This window comes from Streptomyces sp. LHD-70 (assembly GCF_031157275.1).
GTDB lineage: Bacteria > Actinomycetota > Actinomycetes > Streptomycetales > Streptomycetaceae > Streptomyces.
This window is the reverse complement of sequence record NZ_JAVIFW010000014.1, coordinates 1-21,428: the sequence shown is the minus strand read 5'-3', so window position 1 is coordinate 21,428 and position 21,428 is coordinate 1. Positions and strand designations below refer to the sequence as shown.

General features: G+C 70.7%; 15 protein-coding genes, 1 pseudogene and 1 riboswitch. Of the genes and pseudogenes, 6 read left to right on the top strand and 10 right to left on the bottom strand.

Going from position 1 to position 21,428, the window contains the following annotated elements; all coding sequences use genetic code 11:
• Nucleotides 1-34: 34 nt before the first annotated feature.
• From RCO28_RS25660 to RCO28_RS25640, 5 genes and pseudogenes are all read right to left on the bottom strand, one after another.
• Complete coding sequence (locus RCO28_RS25660) at nt 35-1,102, bottom strand: M23 family metallopeptidase (RefSeq protein WP_308943643.1); 1,068 nt, start codon at nt 1,100-1,102, stop codon at nt 35-37.
• Between the two features lie 370 nt (nt 1,103-1,472).
• A pseudogene (locus RCO28_RS25655) lies at nt 1,473-3,170 on the bottom strand (GAF domain-containing sensor histidine kinase); the annotation flags it as partial.
• Nucleotides 3,171-3,436: 266 nt separating this feature from the next.
• Complete coding sequence (gene cydD, locus RCO28_RS25650) at nt 3,437-6,991, bottom strand: thiol reductant ABC exporter subunit CydD (protein WP_308943642.1); 3,555 nt, start codon at nt 6,989-6,991, stop codon at nt 3,437-3,439.
• Nucleotides 6,992-7,033: 42 nt separating this feature from the next.
• Nucleotides 7,034-8,035 (bottom strand): cytochrome d ubiquinol oxidase subunit II, encoded by a 1,002-nt coding sequence (cydB, locus tag RCO28_RS25645; RefSeq protein ID WP_308943641.1) that lies wholly within the window; start codon nt 8,033-8,035, stop codon nt 7,034-7,036.
• Nucleotides 8,036-8,055: 20 nt separating this feature from the next.
• Nucleotides 8,056-9,561, bottom strand: a complete 1,506-nt coding sequence (locus tag RCO28_RS25640; protein ID WP_308943640.1) for a cytochrome ubiquinol oxidase subunit I — start codon at nt 9,559-9,561, stop codon at nt 8,056-8,058.
• A gap of 272 nt (nt 9,562-9,833) precedes the next feature.
• Here RCO28_RS25640 and RCO28_RS25635 point away from each other — a divergent pair, with 272 nt between their 5' ends.
• Nucleotides 9,834-10,208, top strand: coding sequence for a cyclophilin-like fold protein (locus RCO28_RS25635; protein ID WP_308943639.1), 375 nt, complete (start codon nt 9,834-9,836; stop codon nt 10,206-10,208).
• A 128-nt stretch (nt 10,209-10,336) separates the two neighbouring features.
• Here the strand turns inward: RCO28_RS25635 and hisC are convergent, their stop codons facing one another.
• Nucleotides 10,337-11,416, bottom strand: coding sequence for a histidinol-phosphate transaminase (gene hisC / locus RCO28_RS25630; protein WP_308943638.1), 1,080 nt, complete (start codon nt 11,414-11,416; stop codon nt 10,337-10,339).
• A gap of 425 nt (nt 11,417-11,841) precedes the next feature.
• Between hisC and RCO28_RS25625 the strand changes: the two genes are divergently transcribed.
• From RCO28_RS25625 to RCO28_RS25610, 4 genes are all read left to right on the top strand, one after another.
• Complete coding sequence (locus RCO28_RS25625; RefSeq protein WP_308943637.1) at nt 11,842-12,948, top strand: LacI family DNA-binding transcriptional regulator; 1,107 nt, start codon at nt 11,842-11,844, stop codon at nt 12,946-12,948.
• A 352-nt stretch (nt 12,949-13,300) separates the two neighbouring features.
• Complete coding sequence (locus RCO28_RS25620) at nt 13,301-14,371, top strand: metallophosphoesterase family protein (protein ID WP_374991250.1); 1,071 nt, start codon at nt 13,301-13,303, stop codon at nt 14,369-14,371.
• A 182-nt stretch (nt 14,372-14,553) separates the two neighbouring features.
• Nucleotides 14,554-15,438, top strand: a complete 885-nt coding sequence (locus RCO28_RS25615) for a hypothetical protein (protein ID WP_308943635.1) — start codon at nt 14,554-14,556, stop codon at nt 15,436-15,438.
• A 43-nt stretch (nt 15,439-15,481) separates the two neighbouring features.
• The gene (locus RCO28_RS25610) at nt 15,482-15,952 is read left to right on the top strand and encodes a hypothetical protein (RefSeq protein ID WP_308943634.1); all 471 of its coding nucleotides are present in this window, start codon (nt 15,482-15,484) and stop codon (nt 15,950-15,952) included.
• Nucleotides 15,953-16,037: 85 nt separating this feature from the next.
• Here the strand turns inward: RCO28_RS25610 and thiC are convergent, their stop codons facing one another.
• Nucleotides 16,038-17,840, bottom strand: coding sequence for a phosphomethylpyrimidine synthase ThiC (gene thiC / locus RCO28_RS25605; protein WP_308943633.1), 1,803 nt, complete (start codon nt 17,838-17,840; stop codon nt 16,038-16,040).
• Nucleotides 17,833-17,991, bottom strand: a riboswitch (TPP riboswitch). (Overlaps the previous gene by 8 nt.)
• Nucleotides 17,992-18,063: 72 nt before the next feature.
• Here thiC and RCO28_RS25600 point away from each other — a divergent pair.
• Nucleotides 18,064-19,413, top strand: coding sequence for a YibE/F family protein (locus RCO28_RS25600; protein ID WP_308943632.1), 1,350 nt, complete (start codon nt 18,064-18,066; stop codon nt 19,411-19,413).
• A 69-nt stretch (nt 19,414-19,482) separates the two neighbouring features.
• Here RCO28_RS25600 and RCO28_RS25595 read toward each other — a convergent pair whose 3' ends face one another.
• The 3 genes from RCO28_RS25595 to RCO28_RS25585 form a co-directional block, all read right to left on the bottom strand.
• On the bottom strand, nt 19,483-19,920 hold the full coding sequence (locus RCO28_RS25595; RefSeq protein ID WP_282540670.1) for an SsgA family sporulation/cell division regulator: 438 nt from the start codon (nt 19,918-19,920) through the stop codon (nt 19,483-19,485).
• Nucleotides 19,921-20,021: 101 nt separating this feature from the next.
• Entirely contained in the window at nt 20,022-20,792 is a 771-nt protein-coding gene (locus RCO28_RS25590) for a helix-turn-helix domain-containing protein (RefSeq protein WP_308943631.1), read from the bottom strand.
• A gap of 191 nt (nt 20,793-20,983) precedes the next feature.
• A complete protein-coding gene (locus RCO28_RS25585) occupies nt 20,984-21,205 on the bottom strand; it encodes a DUF5326 family protein (protein ID WP_308943782.1) in 222 nt (73 codons plus the stop codon).
• Nucleotides 21,206-21,428: the final 223 nt, after the last annotated feature.

Here is a 21,428-nt window from a genome sequence, read left to right as displayed (position 1 = left end):
CGGCAGCCCCGGCCTCGGGGCTGGGGGGTGCCGCTCAGAGATCGACTCCCCGCTCCGCAAGCCACGTTCGCGGGTCCACGCCCGAGCCGAAGTGGGGAGTGAGCCGCACCTCGAAGTGCAGATGCGGGCCGGTCGAGTTGCCGGTCGTGCCCGCCTGCCCGAGCCACTGGCCCGTACGGACCCGCTCGCCCTGGTCGACGGTGACGGCCGCGAGATGCGCGTACTGCGTGTAGTAGCCGCCCTTGTGCCGCACCACGATCTCGATGCCGAAGCCCTGGCCGCACGTGACCCGCACGACCTGACCCGCCCCGGCCGCCCGCACCGGCGCCCCGATGCCGACGGCGAAGTCCTGCCCCGTGTGCCGGCTCGCCCAGCGTTCGCCGGAACCCCCGAATCCGGCGGAGAGTTCGTACTCCTCCACCGGCGCCACCCACGGCCGCCCCGTGTCCGGCTCCCGCTCGTCCAGGCGTACGGCGCCCCGGCAGCGGCCGGCGGTGACCTGTTCGTCGGCCTGGTTCTGCAGCGTCCACTGCGCCTGCTCCAGCTTCCGCTCGATGCCGCGCTTCAGCTGCGCCAGGTCGGCCTGGTGCGCGTCGAGCCCGCGCCAGGCGGCCTGCGCCCGCTGCTCGCCGCTGTCCAGGGCGCGGGCGGTCCGCTGGGCCTTGCCGATCGCGTTGTTCATCGCCAGATCCGCCTGCCATGAGGCCCGCTGACCCCGCATCAGCGCGTCCGGGTCGTCGGCGAGAAGGAGCTGCGCGGTGTACGAGATGTCGCCACCGGTGCGGTACTGGTTCCGCGCGATTCGCCCCAAGTCCTCGCGCAGCAGCCGCAGTTGATGCCGTTCGCGGTCCACGAGCCGCTCCAGCTTTCTGGCCTTGGCGCGCTGGACATCGGCTGCCCTGCGGCCCGCCTCGTAGCGTTCGGTGGCCTTCGCGGCCTCCTCGAAGAGCCGCGCCACGTCCGCGCTGGCGCTCGGCCCGTCCGAGGCGGTGGCGGCCGGAGCGCCTGCCATGAGGAGCGCGAGGAGCCCGAGGATCGCGGACAGCGCCATCGGCAGGCGCAGCCCCGGCACGTGCGGCGTTCGGCGTGAACAAGAGCGCATGCCCGGATCGTCACCCGCCACCACCCGTGGCGCGCGGGCGAGGGGTGCGCACGGGTCGGCCTGTGCCCCGTACAGGCCAAGCGGACTCTGCCGGACGGGGCACAGGACCCCGAACCGCCCCCGCCCCGCCCGTTACCCGCGCGCGTCAGTGCGGGGCCTGCCACACCACCGTCGTACCGCCCCGGATCCGCTTCCCGCCCGCCGGGCCGACGCCACCGTCGACACCGGGCTCACCACGACCGTCGACACCGGGCTCACCACCACTGTCGCCACCGGGCTCACGGCTCCCGTACGCACCGGGTACGCCGCCCCCGTACCCATCGGCCCCAAACGCCTCGTCGGCCCCGAATGCAGCCTCGTACGCATCCGTCCCGAGCCCCGGCCCGTACCAGCTGTCGCCGCCCAGGGACTCCGCGCGGCGCTTGAGGTTCTTCAGGCCGCTGCGGCGGCCGCCCTCGGGGATGCCGACCCCGTCGTCGGCCACCGCGAGCCGTACGCCCGCAGTGCCGTCCGGAAGCGTCACCTCCGCGTCGACGACGACCTCGATCCGGGAGGCCCGCGCATGCCGGAAGGCGTTGGACAGCGCCTCGCGCAGGGCCGCGATGAGGTTCTTGCCGGTGAGCTCGCCGACCACCGAGTCGACCGGGCCGACGAAACGGTGCGCGGGCTTGAAGCCGAGCGGCACGGCGGCCATGTTGATCTCCCGGAGGACCCGGGTGCGCAGGCCGGAGGGCGCCTCCGTCGGACCCTGCTGGAGCGCGAAGATCGCCGTCCGGATCTCCTGGATCGTCACATCCAGCTCGTCGACAGCCTTGCCCACGCCGACCTGTACCTCGGGCACCACCGAGCGGCGCTGTGCGCTCTCCAGCATCATGCCCGTCGCGAACAGCCGCTGGATCACGAGATCGTGCAGGTCACGGGCGATCCGGTCGCGGTCCTCGAAGACCGCGAGCCGCTCCCGGTCGCGCTGCGCCTCGGCCATCATCAGGGCGAGCGCGGCCTGCGCGGCGAACTGCCCGGCGAGGACCTTCTCGGCCTCCGTGAACGGTGCGGCGCCGGGCGAGCGCGGCGTGGCCAGGGCGCCGAGCACCCGGCCGCCGCTGTGCAGCGGCAGCAGCATGCTGGGCCCGTACGCCTTGGCCAGGTCGGTGATCATGCGCGGGTCGGCGGCCGCGTCGTCTATGAACACCGGCTCCCCGGCGAGCAGATGGTCCACCGCGGGCGACTCCGGCGGGATCACCACGCCGAGGGGGCGCAGCGGCCGGTCGGTGGAGACGGCGACGATCTCCAGGCCGCCCTCGGCTGCGGGCAGCAGGACGAGCCCCGCCTCCGAGTCGGCGAGTTTGCGGGCCTGTTCGGCGACCACGTTGAGTGCCTCGTCCGCGTCGGCCCCGGAGAGCAGCGCCGTGGTGACGGCCACCGAACCGTCGATCCACCGCTCGCGCTGCCGGGTCGCCTCGTAGAGCCGGGCGTTGCCGATCTGGATCCCGGCCTCGGTCGCGAGGACCTTCACCATGTGCAGGTCGTAGACGCTGAACGTGCCGTCGCCGCCCTGCTTCTCGGTCAGATAGAGGTTGCCGAACACCTCGTCGCCGACCCGGATCGGGACGCCGAGGAAGGTGCGCATCGGCGGATGGTTCGGCGGGAAACCGACCGAGCGCGGGTCGGCGGTGAGATCGTCGAGGCGCAGTGAGACCGGGTCCTGGATCAGCGCACCGAGGATGCCGCTGCGCCCGTCCGGCAGCTCCCCGATCAGCTCCCGCTCCTCCTGCGTCACGCCGTACGTGACGAAGTCCGCGAGCCCGTCGCCCTGGTCGTTGATCACGCCGATCGCCGCGTATCTGGCGCCGGTGAGGCTCGCGGCGGTCTCCGCGATCCGGTCCAGGGTGGAGTGCAGCCGCAGCCCGCTGCCCACCGACACCATCGCCTCCAGCAGCTGCGGCAACCGCGCCGCCAGCTCCTCGGGCAGCGCCTGCAGGCTCCGCGCCGCCAGCTCGGCGGCCACCGATCCGGTGTCCACCCGCTCAGGGAAGGGGGGCGGGTCTTCGGGTACTGCGGGGGCTGACATGCCCTTGAGAGTAGTAAGTCCTATTTGCCGAGGAAAGTCGGGTACGGGACCCAGGCCCCGCAAGGGGCGCGGGGAACTGCGCGAGCAACCACGACGGCGCCGCAGCCGAATGACGAAGCGGGGCCCGGGGCGAAGCCCCCAGGACGGGGCCCGGGGCGAAGCCCCCAGGACGGGGCCCGGGGCGAAGCCCCCAGGACGGGGCCCGGGGCGAAGCCCCCAGGACGGGGCCCGGGGCGGAGCCCCGTGTCGGCAACCCCGACGCCGGTTCACGTGAGCAACAAGCCCACTTCCCGCTCCCGCTCCCACATCCGCGCCAGCGGCCCCGCGCGCCCCACCAGCTCCGCGTACGTGCCGCGCTGCACGACCCGGCCCTCGTCCAGAACGATCACCTCGTCCACCGCGTCGAGCCCGGCGAGCCGGTGCGTGATCAGCAATGTCGTCCGCCCCTCGGTCGCGTCGAGGAGGTCGGCGGTGAGGGCGTCCGCGGTCTCCAGGTCGAGATGCTCGGCGGGCTCGTCCAGTACGAGGACGGGGAAGTCGGCGAGCAGCGCCCGCGCCAGGGCGAGCCGCTGCCGCTGGCCCCCGGAGAGCCGCGCGCCGTGCTCGCCGACCAGCGTGTCCAGGCCCTGCGGCAGGGAGTCGGCCCATTCCAGGAGCCGCGCCTCGGCCAGCGCGCCGCGCAGCGCGTCCTCGTCGGCGTCGGTCCTGGCCAGCCTGAGGTTCTCGCGGATCGAGCTGTCGAAGAGGTGGGCGTCCTGCGCGCACAGCCCGACGACCCGGCGCACCGCGTCCCCGTCGAGCGCCTCCGCGTCCGTCCCCCCGAGGCGGTACGTCCCCGACTCGGCGTCCAGGAACCGCAGCAGCACCTGCGCGAGCGTCGTCTTACCCGAGCCCGAGGGCCCGACGACGGCGACCCGGCGGCCCCGTTGCAGGGTCAGATCCACGTCGACGAGCGCCTCCCGCACCTGGCCCGGGTGGCGGGCGCGCAGCCCGGTCACCTGAACGGGGAAGGGGTCGGCGGGCGGTGCGGCACCCTCCGCCGAGGTCGCGCGGACCGGCTCCGGCGCGTCGAGCACCTCGTACACCCGCTCCGCGCTCTTCTTCACCCGCTGCCGGAACTGCACGGCGAGCGGCAGCCCGGTCACCGCCTCGAACGCGGCGAGCGGAGTGAGGACGACGACCGCGAGGGCGACCCCGTCGAGCCGCCCGTCGCGGACGCCGCCGACGCCGACGAGCGCGGTGGCCGCGACGGTAAGGCCGCAGGCGAGCGCCGAGAGTCCCGCTCCGAGCGCGGTGGCGGTGGCCCCGCGGGAGGCGATGCCGGTCAGCTCCTTGTCGGCGTCCCGCGCCAGTGCCGTACGGGCCCGCAGCGCACCGGCCACGGTCAACTCCGCGGTACCGGTGAGCAGATCGGCCACGCGGGTGGCGAGCACTCCGCGCGCCGGGGCGAGCCGGCGCTCCGCCCGGCGGGCCAGCGCACCGCTCAGGAGCGGCACCCCCGCCCCGGCGACGAGCAGTCCGACGGCGAGCAGCGCGCCCGCCTCCGGGAGGAGCCAGGCGGTGAAGCCGACGGCGCCTGCGGAGACGACGACGGCCGTGCCGACGGGCAGCAGCCACCGCAGCCAGTAGTCCTGCAACGCGTCCACGTCGCCGACGAGTCGGGCGAGGAGATCGCCGCGCCGGGACTGCCGAAGCCCTGCGGGCGCGAGCCGCTCCAGGCGGCGGTAGACGGCGACGCGGGTGTCGGCCAGCATCCGCAGCACGGCGTCGTGCGTGACCAGGCGCTCCGCGTACCGGAAGACGGCCCGGCCGAGGCCGAAGGCGCGCGTCGCGGTGACGGCCACCATCAGATAGAGCACCGGCGGCTGTTCGGAGGCGCGGGAGATCAGCCACCCGGAGGTCGCCATCAGGCCGACGGCACTGCCCAGCGCGAGGCTGCCGAGGAACAGTCCGAGCAGCAGCCGCCCATGGCGTTCGTGCGCCATCGCCCGTACGCGCGCGAGCACCCGGCCGGCGGGAGGGTGCTCGGCGGCAGCGGTTTCTGCCATGCCCGCGGTGTCCGTGTGCGCGGCGGGCGCGTACTCGTCCCCGGGCGCCGAGCCGACGACCACATCGGCGTCGGCCGCGTCGGATCTCGTGGCGGCCGGCTGCGGCGACGGCGACGCGGCCGAGGTGCCCGAAGCAACCGGCTCCGGCTCCTCGACCCGCACCACCCGGTCCGCGACGGCCAGCAACGCCGGCCGGTGCACCACGAGCAGCACGGTCCGGCCGACGGCGAGGCGGCGCACCGCGTCCACCACGTCCGCCTCGGTCTCGCCGTCGAGCGCCGCGGTGGGCTCGTCGAGAAGCAGTACGGGCCGGTCGGCGAGGAACGCCCTTGCCAGCGCGAGCCGTTGCCGCTGCCCCGCCGAGAGCCCGGCCCCGTCCTCACCCAGCTCGGTCCGCACCCCCGCGGGCAGGGCGTCCACGAAACCCAGGGCTCCCGCGTCCCGCAGCGCCTCCCGCACCGCCTCGTCGCTCGCCTCCGGCCGGGCGAGCCGTACGTTCTCCGCGATCGTCCCGGCGTAGAGGTGCGGGCGCTGCGGGACCCAGGCGATGCGCTCGCGCCAGGCGTCGAGCGAGACGGTGGCGAGGTCGGTGCCGCCGACGGTGACCCGCCCCTCGTCGGGCCGTACGAACCCCAACAGCACATGCAGAAGCGTGGACTTGCCGGCGCCGCTGGGGCCGACGAGCGCGACGGTCTCGCCTGGTTCCACGTGAAACATCGCACCCTCGACGGCGGCACCGGCCCGCCCGGGGTACCGGACCGTGACCCCTTCGAAGCGCACCGCTCCGCTCGGCGCGGGCCCGTCACCCGAGGCCGGAACCTCGGTCTCCAGCACGTCGAAGATCTCCTCCGCGGCCGCGAGCCCCTCGGCGGCGGCGTGGTACTGCGCGCCGACCTGCCGCAGCGGGAGATACGCCTCGGGCGCGAGGACGAGCACCACGAGCCCGATGTACAGATCCATGTCGCCGTGCACGAGCCGCATGCCGATCGTCACGGCGACCAGCGCCACCGAGAGCGTGGCGAGCAGCTCCAGGGCGAACGAGGAGAGGAAGGCGATCCGCAGCGTACGCATCGTCGCCTGCCGGTACTCGCCGGTGATCCGGCGGATCGACTCGGCCTGCGCCTTGGCCCGGCCGAAGACCTTCAGTGTCGGCAGCCCGGCGACCACATCGAGGAAGTGCCCGGAGAGCCGGGAGAGCAGCTTCCACTGCCGGTCCATCCGCGCCTGGGTGGCCCAGCCGATCAGGATCATGAAGATCGGGATGAGCGGCAGCGTCACCACGATGATCGCGGCCGAGACCCAGTCCTCGGTGACGATCCGCGCGAGCACCGCCACCGGCACGACGACCGCGAGGCCCAACTGCGGGAGGTAGCGCGCGAAGTAGTCGTCGAGCGCGTCCACCCCGCGCGTCGCGAGCGCGACCAGCGAACCGGTGCGCTGCCCGCTCAGCCACCCCGGCCCGAGCGCCCCGGCCCGTTCGAGCAGCCGCCCGCGCAGCTCCGACTTCACCGCGGCGCTCGCCCGGTGCGCGGCCAGCTCGGTGAGCCAGCCGACGAAGCCCCGGCCGAGCGCGACGGCCACGAGCAGCAGCAGCGGGGTACGCAACGCGCCTGCGTCGAGCCCCTGTTGGAAGCCCCCCACCACCACTTCGGCGATGAGCATCGCCTGGGCGACGACCAGGCCCGCCCCGGCGAGCCCGAGGACCACCACCGCGATCAGGAAGAAGCGAGTGGCCCGGGCGTACCGGAGCAGGCGCGGGTCGATCGGTTTCACGTGAAACAGCCCCTAGTACCGACTAGTTCCGACTACTACCGGCTAGTGCGCATCGGCGATGTGCTGCGTGCCGATCCGCTTGCGGAACACCCAGTAGGTCCAGCCCTGATAGAGCAGCACCAACGGAGTGGCGATGCCCGCGAGCCAGGTCATGATCTTCAGGGTGTACGGACTCGACGAGGCGTTGGAGACCGTGAGGCTCCAGGACGGGTCGAGCGTCGACGGCATGACATTCGGGAAGAGCGTCAGGAACAGCATCGCAACCGCCGCGGCGATCGTGATCCCGGAGAGCGCGAAAGACCAGCCCTCGCGCCCCGCCTTCACGGCCCCGACGGCCCCGACGAGTGCGAGCACCGCCACGAGCATCGCGACGAGGCTCGTGCCGTCGCCCTTGGAGACCTGGGTCCAGATCAGGAAGCCGAGCCCGAGAGCCGCCGTGACAAGACCGAGCCCGAGCGCCAGCTTCCGTGCCCGCATCCGGATGTCACCCACGGTCTTGAGCGCCGTGAACACCGTGCCGTGGAACGTGAACAGCGAGAGCGTGACCAGGCCGCCCAGGATCGCGTACGGGTTGAGCAGATCCCAGAAGGTGCCCACGTACTCCATCTCGCGGTCGATCTTCACCCCGCGCGTGATGTTGGCGAAGGCCACGCCCCAGAGGAACGCCGGCAGCAGCGAGGTCCAGAAGATCGCGTGCTCCCAGTTGGTCTGCCACCGGTCCTCGGACCGCTTGTGGCGGTACTCGAAGGCCACGCCGCGGATGATCAGGCAGATCAGGATCAGCAGCAGCGGCAGATAGAAGCCGGAGAACAGCGTCGCGTACCACTCCGGGAAGGCCGCGAAGGTGGCGCCTCCCGCGGTGAGCAGCCACACCTCGTTGCCGTCCCAGACGGGACCGATGGTGTTGATCAGAACCCGCCGCTCCTTGCGGTCGCGCGCGAGCAGTTTGGTCAGGATCCCGACCCCGAAGTCGAAGCCCTCCAGGAAGAAGTAGCCGATCCACAGGACCGCGATCAGTACGAACCAGACGTCGTGAAGTTCCATGCCTCAGCAGCTCCTCAGGCTCAGTACGAGAAGGCCATGGGCCGGTCGGCGTCACGGTCGTCGCCGCCGATCTTGGTGGGCGGGTTGAGGTCGGCCTCCGTGAGCTCGGGCGGGCCGGCCTTGGCGTACTTGACGATGAGCTTGACCTCGATCACGGCGAGCGCCGCGTAGAGCAGCGTGTAGACGGCGAGCGAGGTGATGACCTCGGCCTGGGACACGCTGGGGGAGACGGCGGCGGAGGTCTTGAGGACGCCGAAGACCGCCCACGGCTGACGGCCCGTCTCGGTGAAGATCCAGCCCCAGGAGTTCGCGATCAGCGGGAAGAGCATCGTCCACAGGGCCACAACCCAGTACCACCGGGTGAACTTGGGGCTCAACGCCTTCTTGAAGAGCACCAGATGGGGCACTTCGTCCTCACCCACCCGCATCGACTGCGGCAGCATGAACTTCTTCCGCGTCAGCCAGAGCCCGAGCACACCGATGGCGAGCGAGGCCATACCGAAGCCGATCATCCAGCGGAAGCCCCAGTAGGCGACCGGGATGTTCGGGCGGTAGTCACCGGGCCCGTACTTCTCCTGCATCTCCTTGTTGAGGTCGTTGATGCCGGGGACGTGCTCGTCGAAGTTGTTGTGCGCCAGGAACGACAGCAGACCGGGGATCTCGATGGCGACCTTGTTGTGGCCCTGCGCGACATCGCCGTACGCGAAGATCGAGAACGGCGCGGAGTCCTCGCCGTCCCACAGCGCCTCGGCGGCGGCCATCTTCATCGGCTGCTGCTCGAACATGATCTTGCCGAGCACATCGCCGCTGACCGCGGTGAGCAGCCCGCTGATGGTGATCGTGACGAGCCCGAGCCGCAGCGAGGACTTCATCACCGGCACATGCTTCTTGCGCGCCAGGTGGTACGCGGCGATGCCGACCATGAACGCGCCGCCGACCAGGAAGGCCGCGGTGAGCGTGTGGAACATCTGCGCCAGGGCGGTGTTCTGCGTCAACACGGCCCAGAAGTCGGTCAGTTCGGCCCGGCCGCGCTCCTCGTTGATCCGGTAGCCCACCGGGTGCTGCATCCAGGAGTTGGCCGCCAGGATGAAGTACGCGGAGAGGATCGTGCCGATCGAGACCATCCAGATCGTCGCCAGATGCAGCCGCTTCGGGAGCTTGTCCCAGCCGAAGATCCACAGACCGATGAAGGTGGACTCGAAGAAGAAGGCGATGAGCGCTTCGAAGGCGAGCGGGGCCCCGAAGATGTCACCGACGAACCGCGAGTAGTCGGACCAGTTCATGCCGAACTGGAACTCCTGCAGGATGCCCGTGACGACACCCATCGCGATGTTGATCAGGAAGAGCTTGCCCCAGAACTTGGTGGCCTTGAGGTACTTCTCCTTCTCGGTCCGCACCCAGGCGGTCTGCAGGCCGGCGACGAGCGCGGCGAGCGAGATCGTGAGCGGGACGAAGAGAAAGTGGTAGACGGTGGTGATACCGAACTGCCATCGCGCCATGGTCTCCGGCGCCAAAGCCAGGTCCACGTCGTCACTCTCCTTACGTCGCCGTGGTGACAGCGGCAGTTTGCCCCTTTCAAACCCGTCCATCACGGGATCAACCAGGGCAGGCTTGTGAACGCGTTCACATTCACAAGCATTATGTCGTACCGGTTCCGACGCCTTCCTCCGGGGGGTCCCTTACTCGCGGTCGCAGCGGACTGCGGTGCCGGACGTGCGGCGGGCTGTATCGCCGGACGCGGTGAGCCGCGCCGCCGGACCCCTTCCCAAGAACTTCAACATATTGTTGAATCCGCGGCATGCAGATCCGAATCTCCTGGCCCGCCGGGCACCTGACCGCGACGCTCGAGGACACCCCGACCACCCAGGCGCTCCACAAGGCCCTGCCGCTCTCCGCCACCGCCAACACCTGGGGTGAGGAGGTCTACTTCGACACCGGGATCAGCGTCGAGCGCGAGCCCGACGCCCAGCAGGTCGTCGAGCCCGGCACCGTCGCCTTCTGGACCGACGGCGACGCGCTCGCCCTGCCGTACGGCCCGACCCCGATATCCCGCGGCGACGAGTGCCGCCTCGCCAGCCCCTGCAATCTGCTCGGCGCGCTCGACGACGACCCGCGCAAACTCGCCACCGTCCGCAGCGGCGACCCGATCCGGGTGGAACTGGTCGCCGACTGACGGAGCGGCGGACGAAACCGACCCGCCGGGCATCGGGCCGTGAGGGCTCGGGGCCGTGAGGGCGCGGGGCCGTGAGGGCGCGGGGCCGTGGCGGCGTGGGGCCGCAGGGGCGCGGGGGCGCGGGGGCGTTACAGCTCCTTGCGGAAGGCCTCCGCCGTGTGCAGGAAGATGTCATTCGCCTCGGGCTCGCCGATCGTGGCCCGCATGCCCTCGCCCGCGAACGGCCGCACGACCACACCGGCCTTCTCGCAGGCCGCCGCGAAGTCGCCGGTACGGTCCCCCAGGCGCAGCCAGACGAAGTTGGCCTGGGTCTCGGGGACCGTCCAGCCCTGCTTCCGCAGCCCCTCGACCACGCGCGTGCGCTCACCGATCAACGAGCCCACGCGGCCCATGAGTTCGTCCTCCGCGCGCAGCGAGGCGACCGCGGCGTCCTGCGCGAGCTGGCTCACGCCGAACGGCACCGCCGTCTTGCGCAGCGCCGCCGCCACCGGCTCATGGGCGACCGCGAAGCCGACACGCAGCCCCGCCAGGCCGTACGCTTTGGAGAAGGTGCGCAGCACGCAGACGTTGGGGCGGTCGCGGTAGAGCTCGATGCCGTCCGGGACCTCCGGATCGCGGATGAACTCGCGGTACGCCTCGTCCAGGACCACCAGCACATCGCTCGGCACTCGGTCCAGGAACCGCTCCAGCTCGGCCCTGCGCACCACCGTGCCGGTCGGGTTGTTGGGGTTGCAGACGAAGATCAGGCGCGTGCGGTCCGTGATCGCGTCCGCCATCGCGTCCAGGTCGTGCACCTCCCCCGGGGTCAGCGGCACGCGCACCGAGGTCGCCCCGCTGATCTGCGTGATGATCGGGTACGCCTCGAAGGAGCGCCAGGCGTAGATCACCTCGTCACCGGGGCCGCTCGTGGCCTGCAGCAGCTGCTGCGCGACGCCGACCGAGCCCGTGCCCGTGGCCAGATGCGCGAGAGGGACGCCGAAGCGGTCCGCCAGCTCGTTCATCAGGCCCGTGCACGCCATGTCCGGGTACCGGTTGAAGCTGTCGGCGGCGGCCGTCACCTGCTCCATCACTCCGGGGAGCGGGGGGTAGGGGTTCTCGTTCGAGGACAGCTTGTACGCCACCGGGCCGCCGGCCGAGGCGGGCTTGCCCGGCTTGTACGTCGGGACGCCGTCCAGCTCGGCACGCAGCCTCGGGGTCTTCTCGCTCACTGCAGCTCCTCCTCGTACCGCCTGGTTCGAATACTGCTCACCCTATGAGGATTCGGCCGCCGTGCGAATGCCCTGTGGACAACCGCAGCGACGAACCGCCGTGCCTGTGGACAACCGCGCCGTGGACGACCGGAGCGGCCGCTCGCACGCGGCGTGCCGGGAGGGGGGAGCGCCCCCTGCTGAGCCGTGCGCCGGTGGCTTGCGCCGTGGCGCGCGTCCCCCGTGAAGGTGAGTTGAGACCTCTTCGAGACCTCCGCCCCGCGCCAGGCACACGGGCGCCGACAGGCCACGGACTAGCATGAAATCCCTCAACTCCCTTGCATTCAAAGGCTGTTGAGGGAGTTTCACCATGCAGAAACGTGCCTGTCAACGCGTGAATATGCACTCCCGACGACCACCCTCATGAGCCCTACTATCGGCTCGCCATGACAGCAGCAGGGAAGCACCAGGTGAGCCGGGCACAGACTCGGGGCAACCGGCAGGGCCGGGCGGGCATCCGGGACGTGGCCGCCGCTGCCGGCGTCTCCATCACGACCGTCTCCGACGCGCTCAACGGCAAGGGCCGGCTCCCCGACGCCACCCGCCAACACGTCCGCGAGGTCGCCGAACGGCTGGGCTACCGCCCGTCCGCAGCGGCCCGAACCCTCCGTACCGGCAAGTCAGGACTCATCGGCCTGACCGTGACGACGTACGGGGATGAACCTTTCACCTTCACCGAGTTCGCGTACTTCGCGGAGATGGCCAGAGCCGCCACCTCCGCCGCACTCGACCGGGGATACGCCCTGGTCATCCTGCCCGCGACCTCCCGCCACGACGTCTGGTCGAACGTCGCGCTCGACGGCACCGTCGTCATCGACCCTTCCGACCAGGACCCGGTTGTCAGCGAACTCGTCCGGCAGGGCGTGCCCGTGGTCTCCGACGGACGCCCGGCCGGTTCGCTGCCGGTGACCGCCTGGGTGGACAACGACCACGAGGCCGCCGTGCTCGGCATCCTCGACCACCTCGCCGCCGCCGGCGCCCGCCGCATCGGTCTCCTCACCGGCACCACCACGGACACGTACACCCGACTCTCCACCACCGCCTATCTGCGCTGGTGCCGCCGCATCGGCCAGGACCCGGTCTACGAGGCCTATCCCGCGCACGACCCCTGCGCCGGGGCCGTCGCCGCCGACCGGCTGCTCGCCCGCCCGGACCGCCCCGACGCCGTCTACGGACTCTTCGACCCCAACGGCACCGATCTGCTCGCCGCCGCCCGGCGGTACGGAATGCGCGTACCGGACGATCTGCTGCTCGTCTGCTGCAGCGAGTCCACGGTCTACGCCAGCACCGAACCGCCCATCACCACGCTCTCGCTCAAACCGAGGCGGATCGGCACGGCCGTCGTCCAACTGCTCATCGACGCCATCGAGAGCGTCGACACGACTCAACCCATCGAGCAGGTGATACCGACGGAGCTGATCGTGCGGACCTCGTCGCAGCGGCGGCCACCCCGTACGACGGTCAGCCCACCGCGCCCCTCGGGGCAGGGGTAGCGCTCCCTCGGGGGCGGGGACAGCGCTCCCTCGGGGGAGGGAAGCGCGCCTTTCGGGACGCCCACCGGCACGCTTTCGGGACACCCACCGGCGCACTTTCGGGACACCCGCCGGCGCACTTTCGGGACGCCCACGGGCGCGCTTTCGGGAGCGGGCGGGCGGCCGAGGTTCACGGCCGCCGGGCAGAGTTACCCCCAATTCGGGAGAAAACCCCGGTCAACCCTGGGTTCCGGCCACATTGAACACCCCTGGTGCATCACACAGTGCGAGCCGCATTCCTATGATGGGCGCACGACACCGCGGACCGCTGCGACCAGGCCGTCCGAACCCGGTGGAGAAAAGCGGCGCGACGGTGGTGGAGGGGTCGATGACTCAGGGGGCCGGTCAGGTACCCGCGGTGCGTACGGACACGGTGCGCGACTTCCGCGTACCCGCTTATGTGCACCAGGCCGGCCAGGAGCCCGCTGCGGACACCGGCCAGGACGCCGCGCAGGGCGAGCTGCCCGAGGCGTACACGCCGACACAGCGCGATCTGCCGGTCATCAACCGCGGTGACACCGTCCAGGTGCACGTCACGCCCGCGGGCGAACCCGCCGGCACGTCGAACGGCCTCGGCCCGCTCTATGTCGTGGGCGATGTGCACGGCTACCTCGACGAGCTGATCGCCGCGCTGCGCGAGCAGGGCCTGATCGACGAGGAGGGGGACTGGGCCGCGGGCAACGCCCGGCTCTGGTTCCTCGGCGACTTCACGGACCGCGGTCCCGACGGCATCGGCGTGATCGACCTGGTGATGCGGCTCTCCGCACAGGCCGCGGCGGCCGGCGGGTACTGCAAGGCGCTGATGGGCAATCACGAGCTGCTGCTGCTCGGCGCCAAGCGCTTCGGCGACACCCCGGTCAACTCCGGCGCGGGCACCGCCACGTTCCAGGCGGCGTGGCTGCTCAACGGCGGCCAGAAGTCGGACATGGACCGGCTGCAGGACGTGCATCTGCAGTGGATGTCCCGGCTCGACGCGATCGAGCTGGAGGACGACCACCTCCTGGTGCACTCGGACGCGCTCACGTATCTGGAGTACGGCGACTCCATCGAGGCCGTCAACGACACCATCCGCGAGGCGCTCACCCGTAACGACGCCGACGAGTGCTGGGACCTGTTCCGCAAGTTCACCAAGCGCTTCGCCTTCCGCGACGACGGCTCGCAGGCCGTCCAGCAGCTCCTGGGCGCCTTCGGCGGCCGTCGCATCGTGCACGGCCACAGCCCGATCCCGTATCTCCTCGGCGAAGTGGGGTCCGAGGAGGGCGAGGACAGCGCGCCGCAGGTCGAGGGGCCGCATGTGTACGCGGACGGCCTCGCCATCGCGATGGACGGCGGCGTGACCATGGCCGGAAAACTCCTTGTGTGCCAACTCCCCCTGGATAACTGACGGTTGACGGGGCAGGCGCAGAACGCAGGGGACGGCCCTGACCAGGGGCCGAATTCTTCAAACCCCCTGTCACGGCGCGCCGTAACCGCTCTACCATCTGCTTATCCGTAGCAGGCTCTCCTCCGTTTCCGCCCAACCGCCCGTGAGCACACGGGTGTCCGGGCCCTACGGAGCATCGGGGGATGCACATGAACAGCGCTCCGCACCTGCTGAATGAGGACCGCAAGGACTACGAGCGGATCCTCGATGAGGCGCTGCGCACCGCACCACACCGTCCGGAACTCGCCGCTGTGGGCGAGCGGCTGAATCCCGAGCAACTGCGCACGATGGCGTTGAACGCCACCGCCCTGATCACCGCCGCCGCGGCGACGGAGTACCAGCACTACGTCAAGGTCCGCGAGGAACTGCGCGATCCCACTCGTTCCACCGCGTCCGCACGGGAGCCGAACACTTCCGAACCCACCGGCGGTTCCGTCGGCCTGGCCACCACCATGGGCGAGGTGACCGAGACCGCGGGCGCGGGTCTGGTGGCCGTGCTCGCCGTCCTCGCCCCGGTGCTCGCGGGCACGGCGGCGGCGATCTTCCTGCTCGTCGGGTACATCCTGAAGATGATCAGCCCCGAACCCGCCCTCGCGGACACGCTGTTGACCGCCGGCTGGATCTTCGGCGCGCTCACCGCGGCCGGGATTCTGGTCGCCGCGGGCGGCCTGCTCCTCACGGCGCTGCGCAACGGCTCCACGGCTCAGGCGGCGGGCCCACCCGAGGAGTTCAACGAGGAGGTGTCGCACGCCAGGGAGGTCTGGCGGGACGCCCTCCTGGAACGTGGCCTGGTGCCGTTCCTGCGCGAGGCCCTGGCCCAGCCACGCGGCACCCCCGACCCCGGACCAGCCCCGTCCGGTACGAGAATGCCCTCGCTCGGCTACAACAGGCCAGGGTTCAGCAGCCCCGAGGGCGATACGGACACGGGACCGTCGAGCCCCTCGGACACATCAAGCTCGCGCCCCCGCTACTCCAGCCCGGACTTCTCCAGCCCGGACTTCGGCGGGCCGGAACATCGGCCGGACTAGTGGGTCAGGTCGGCGGCGGGGCTCCACGGCAGGACGGTTTCACGTGAAACACGGAGACGTCGTCCGCGCCGCCGCCCCTCTGTCCGCCTTGTTGCTGCTCACCGCCTGCGGCACCGGCGAGCGCATCTGCACCCTGCGGGGCTCGCTCTCCGGCATCCGGGTGGTCGTAGCCCCGAAGCTGGCGGACAAGGTCGCCGACGCGGGGCTCACCGCCTGCTGGGACGGCAGCTGCCGCGAGGGGGGCCTGCGCTTGCGGGAGGAGGAGAACCACGGCTCGTCGTCGGAGCCCGCTTCTCCCTGGCCCGGCTTCGCCGTCGTACCCGATCTGCCGAAGGACGGGAAGACGGCGGTCCGCGTGACGGTCGTTCTCAAGGACGCGTCCGGGGCGACGGTGGTCGACGAGCAGATCGCCGTCGTCCCGAAGCCCACGTATCCCAACGGCCGCAGGTGTGCGCCGGGTAGTCCGCAGGGGCGCGTGCACATCGGGGTGGACGGGACGCTCTCCACGCGCTGATCGACATGCGCCGCACGGACTCCCGTACGGCCGCGTGGGCCCCGGCCACCAGAAGTGAAGACTCCCCGGGGCCCACGCTCAACGATCAGTCGGCGAGCGGCAGATACACCCTGTTGCCCGCCGCCGCGAACTCCCTCGACTTCTCGAGCATGCCCGCCTCGATCTCCTCCTGGGACGCGCCCTCCTCACCGCCGAACTGCTCGTTGATGCTCCTGCTGATCTTCATCGAGCAGAACTTGGGGCCGCACATGGAGCAGAAGTGCGCCGTCTTGGCGGGCTCCGCCGGCAGCGTCTCGTCGTGGAACTCCCGTGCCGTGTCCGGGTCGAGGGCCAGGTTGAACTGGTCCTCCCAGCGGAACTCGAAACGGGCGTCCGAGAGCGCGTCGTCCCAGTCCTGGGCGCCGGGGTGGCCCTTCGCCAGGTCCGCCGCATGCGCCGCGATCTTGTACGTGATCACGCCGGTCTTCACGTCGTCCTTGTTCGGCAGGCCCAGGTGCTCCTTGGGCGTGACGTAGCAGAGCATCGCCGTGCCCCACCAGCCGATCATCGCGGCGCCGATGCCCGACGTGATGTGGTCGTAGGCGGGCGCGATGTCCGTGGTCAGCGGGCCGAGCGTGTAGAACGGCGCCTCCTCGCAGATCTCCTGCTGGAGGTCGATGTTCTCCTTGATCTTGTGCATCGGGACATGCCCCGGGCCCTCGATCATGGTCTGTACGTCATGCGCCTTGGCGATCTTGTTCAGCTCGCCCAGGGTCTCCAACTCCGCGAACTGCGCACGGTCGTTGGCGTCCGCGATCGAACCGGGGCGCAGCCCGTCGCCGAGCGAGTACGTCACGTCGTACGCGGCGAGGATCTCGCAGAGCTCCGCGAAGTTCTCGTACAGGAAGCTCTCCTTGTGGTGCGCGAGGCACCACGCGGCCATGATCGAGCCGCCGCGCGAGACGATGCCGGTCTTGCGGTTGGCGGTCAGCGGCACGAACGGGAGGCGGACGCCGGCGTGGACCGTCATGTAGTCCACGCCCTGCTCGGCCTGCTCGATGACCGTGTCCTTGTAGATCTCCCAGGTCAGCTCCTCGGCCTTGCCGTCGACCTTCTCCAGGGCCTGGTAGAGCGGCACGGTGCCGATCGGCACGGGGGAGTTGCGAAGGACCCACTCGCGGGTGGTGTGGATGTTGCGCCCGGTGGAGAGGTCCATGACCGTGTCGGCGCCCCACTTTGTGGCCCAGGTCATCTTGTCCACCTCCTCCTCGATGGAGGACGTGACCGCGGAGTTCCCGATGTTGGCGTTGACCTTCACCAGGAACCGCTTGCCGATGATCATCGGCTCGATCTCGGGGTGGTTGACGTTGGCCGGGATCACCGCGCGGCCCGCGGCGACCTCTTCCCGTACGACCTCGGGGTCGAGGTTCTCGCGGATCCCGATGAACTCCATCTCGGGCGTGATCTCCCCGCGACGGGCATACGCGAGCTGCGTCACCGCCTGCCCGCCACGGCCCCGGCGCGGCTGCCGGGGGCGGCCGGGGAAGACCGCGTCAAGGTTCTTCAGTCCCCCGCGCGGCGACGTGTGCTTGATGCCGTCGTCCTCGGGGCGCGGCGGACGGCCCACGTACTCCTCGGTGTCGCCGCGGGCGACGATCCAGTTCTCCCGCAGCGGCGCGAGGCCGCGGCGGACGTCGGTATCGGCTGTCGGATCGGTGTACGGCCCTGAGGTGTCGTACAGGGTCACGGCCTTGCCGTTGGTGAGGTGCACCTGTCGGACCGGCACGCGCAGGTCGGGGCGCGAACCCTCGACATACGCCTTGTGCCAGCCGATGGACTTCCCGGCCTCCGTGCCGACGTTGTTCTCGTCGCTGCTGGAGGCAGGCGTGCGTGCGTCCGATGTGGTCATGAGACCTACTCCCTACGCCGGCATTACCCGGTAACAGGTTCGGCGGTCGACGCAGCGGCTTCCGTATCCGAAGGACTGGCATTGGCCAGCCATCCCGTACGGAGGTAAGCGCCCTCTCAGCCCGGTGCTCCGAGCTCCCGCGATTGCAAAGGTGGCCCCCACGCTAGCGCCCGTACGGCCACGCTGAACAGAGGGCCCCTGCCGTTCTTGCGATGATCGGTCGGTGACCACCTCGCAGCAGCCACCTCCGCCACCCTCCGAACCGCCCCACGCTCACGGGCATTCGCACAGCCACGGCCCGGCCGAACCGGTCTCGAAGCATCTGCGCAAGGTCATCGCCGCGATCCTCATCCCCTTCGCCACCGCGGTGCTCGTCGGCCTCGCCGTGCTCTGGCCGGGCGGTGCCCCGCCGCACGAGCGCAGCGGCGTCGGCTTCGACCGCGAGACGCAGTCGGCCCGCGTGGTCCAGCTCGACCAGGTCGACTGCAAGGACGTCAACGCCTCGCAGGTCCCGCCCACCGGCGACCCCTCGACACCCGAGGGCCAGGAGGCGCAGCGCTCCCAGACCGGCATGTGCGCCAAGGCCACGATCGAGGTGACCAGCGGCAAGGACACGGGCCGCACCTTCGTCGAAGTCGTCCAGCCGGACGCGCCGCGGCAGTTGGAGCAGGGCCAGGAAGTGGTCGTGGCGTACGCGCCCGGGGCGCCGAAGGAGCTGCAGTACTCGGTCACCGATGTGGACCGCAGCGTTCCGATGTGGATCCTCGCGGCGATCTTCGCGCTCGCCGTGGTCGTGGTGGGGCGGATGCGCGGCTTCATGGCCCTGGTCGCGCTCGCGGTGAGCTTCGCGCTGCTGACCCTGTTCATCCTGCCGGCGATCTTGCAGGGCTCGAATCCGCTGGTCGTCGCGGTGATCGGGGCGAGCGCCATCATGCTGATCGCGCTGTACATGTGCCACGGCCTCAGCGCGAGAACCTCGGTCGCGGTCCTGGGCACGCTGGTCTCGCTGCTGCTCATCGGGCTGCTCGGCTCGCTTTTCATCGGCTGGGCGCACCTGACCGGCAACACCGACGACAACACCGGCCTGATCCACGGCCTCTACCCGGACATCGACATGAGCGGTCTGCTGCTCGCGGGCGTCATCATCGGTTCCCTCGGTGTGCTCGACGATGTGACGGTCACGCAGACCTCGGCCGTCTGGGAGCTGCACCACGCCGACCCGACGATGACCGCCCGGCAGCTGTACCGCGCGGGTATCCGGATCGGCCGCGACCACATCGCCTCGGTGGTCAACACCCTGGTGCTCGCGTACGCCGGTGCCGCGCTGCCGCTGCTGCTCCTGTTCTCGATCGCGCAGAGCAGCGTGGGCACGGTGGCCAACAGTGAGCTGGTGGCCGAGGAGATCGTGCGCACGCTGATCGGTTCGATCGGCCTGGTCGCCTCGGTCCCGGTGACGACGGCGCTCGCGGCCCTGCTGGTCTCGGCCGACAAGCCGGCGGTGGTGCAGGCGAGTTCATCCGCGGCGGGGCGTGCCGGGGTACGTGGCGGTCGCGGCCGGCGCCGCAAGCGCTGAGCCCGTACGACAGCGACAACCGGCTGCGCCGAAGCGTTTCAGCGCAGCCGGTCGGGGTCAGGGAGGGGCTCAGCCCGTGCTGGGCTCCTCCGCCAGGATCCGGCCGAGTGCCTCGTCGAGGTTGGCCTCGAAGTCCGCGAGTGTCCGCTCCTGGCCGAGCGGGACCAGCTTGTCCGTACGGTCGAGGAAGGCGAGCAGGGGTGCGATGCCCGCGCGGAACAGCGCCTGGTCGCCGCCGACCTGAAGGCGGATCAAGGCGTCGGTGAGCGGCTCGGGTCCCTCGGGCGCGATGTGGACGTCGCCGTCACCGCACGGGCCGCCCACTCCGTCGACCAGGAGTTCGCGGCTGAAGGCCCAGGTCACCGGGGCGTCGCCGGGCAAGTGGAAGGTCAGCCGCACAGCGAAGGGGTCGCGTGTCTCGTATCGCAACTCCACCGGGATACGGAACGAGAGCTCCTCGGACACGAGAAAGCTCATCATGACCTCTGCCTGGACGGACTCGCGCATCGCCTACCCCGTTGCTGTGCCGTTGAGTTGGGCCGCAACCATCTTCCCGACCCTGATGGCATCTTGCTCAACGTACTGAAGAAATCACAAGGAGTGAGTTTTCAGATACTGATAGAGAACGCCAGCGTGGCGAGCTTCCGGCCGAGCTCACTCTGCAACTCACGCACCGCCGGAAGGAGTCGGCCGCGCTGGTGCAGCGGCAGCGAGATGGCGAGCGTCGCCGCCGTGGTGCCGACGGTGATCGGCACGGCGGCGCAGACCGTCCCCAGTGCGTACTCCTGCTGTTCCACGACGGGCTGCATCCGCCCCGTCCGCTCCAGGCGCCGCATCAGCGTCCCGCCGTCTTGGACCGTGTACGGCGTGATCGACTGGGCGGGGTAGCGGTCGAGGTGCTCACGCCGGTGCTCCTCGTCCAGCTGGGAGAGCAGGCACTGGCCGATCGCGTGGGCGTGCGCGGTCTGCCGGAAGTCCGCCCACTCCTCGACCGCGGGGCTTCCCGGATTGTCGGCGATGTCCACGACTTCGACCTCGCCGTCGCGGTACACCGCGAAGTACACCGGCACTCCGATCGCGTCCCGCCAGTGCGCGAGCACATCGCCGATCTTGCTGCGACGATTCTGCTCCGCCCCGCTGCTCGTCAACCGCTCGGCGGCGGGACCGAAGACGAACACGCCCTGGTCCCGGCGGAGATAGCCCTCGTGCGTGAGGGTGCGCAGCAGGTGGTACGCGGTGGGCAGGGGCAGTCCGGCCTCTCTGGCCAGCTGCTTGGCGGGCGCTCCGTCCGCGTGGGCGGCGACGGCCTCGAGGAGGCGCATCGCCCGCTGCACGGAGCCGATGAGGGTAGGTGCGGGGCTGCTGACTGCCGTGGCCAAGGTCCAACTCCCGAGGCGCGTGGGGGGAGCCCCCGAGGGGGAAGCAGGGTTGCCCGGAGCGGACGCACCCCGCATCGCTGTTCCGGACTCTAACGCCGACTGCGCCTCGGCGACCCTCATGGCCGAAAGATTCCCCCTGCCGAGCGAAACCGCGCTACGCGCGCCCGGACCGGCCCCTTGCTGTGCCCGGACTACCAGTCGCTGCGCGAGGACGACGAGGGCGACGAGGATATGAACTTCCGTACGACATAGATGAGTCCGCCGACGAGCGCGGCGAAGAGCAGCACCTTGAAGAGGAGCCCTATGACGAAACCGAGCAGCGAGAGGATCAGCCCGCCGAACACGACCAGGGCGATGGCCGGCACCGCGACCCACTTCACCCACCAGGGCAGTCCCTCGAAAATCTCCCGCACGGCCATCTCCTTCTCCTTCCGTTTCCCCCGAGCTGCTGCCTTCGATGCTAGGCGGGGGATCAGGCCATCGGGGGCCGCTGATCCCTTGTCCTTCCCTGAGCTGTCCCCTAGATGATTGAGTCCGATGTCTGGGCTGGTCGCGACCATGGCGAAGGGCGCCCGTTGGCCTGAGTGTGACTTCCGACCTGGACGCCCTTCTGGCGGCACTGTACGTGTTCATCGA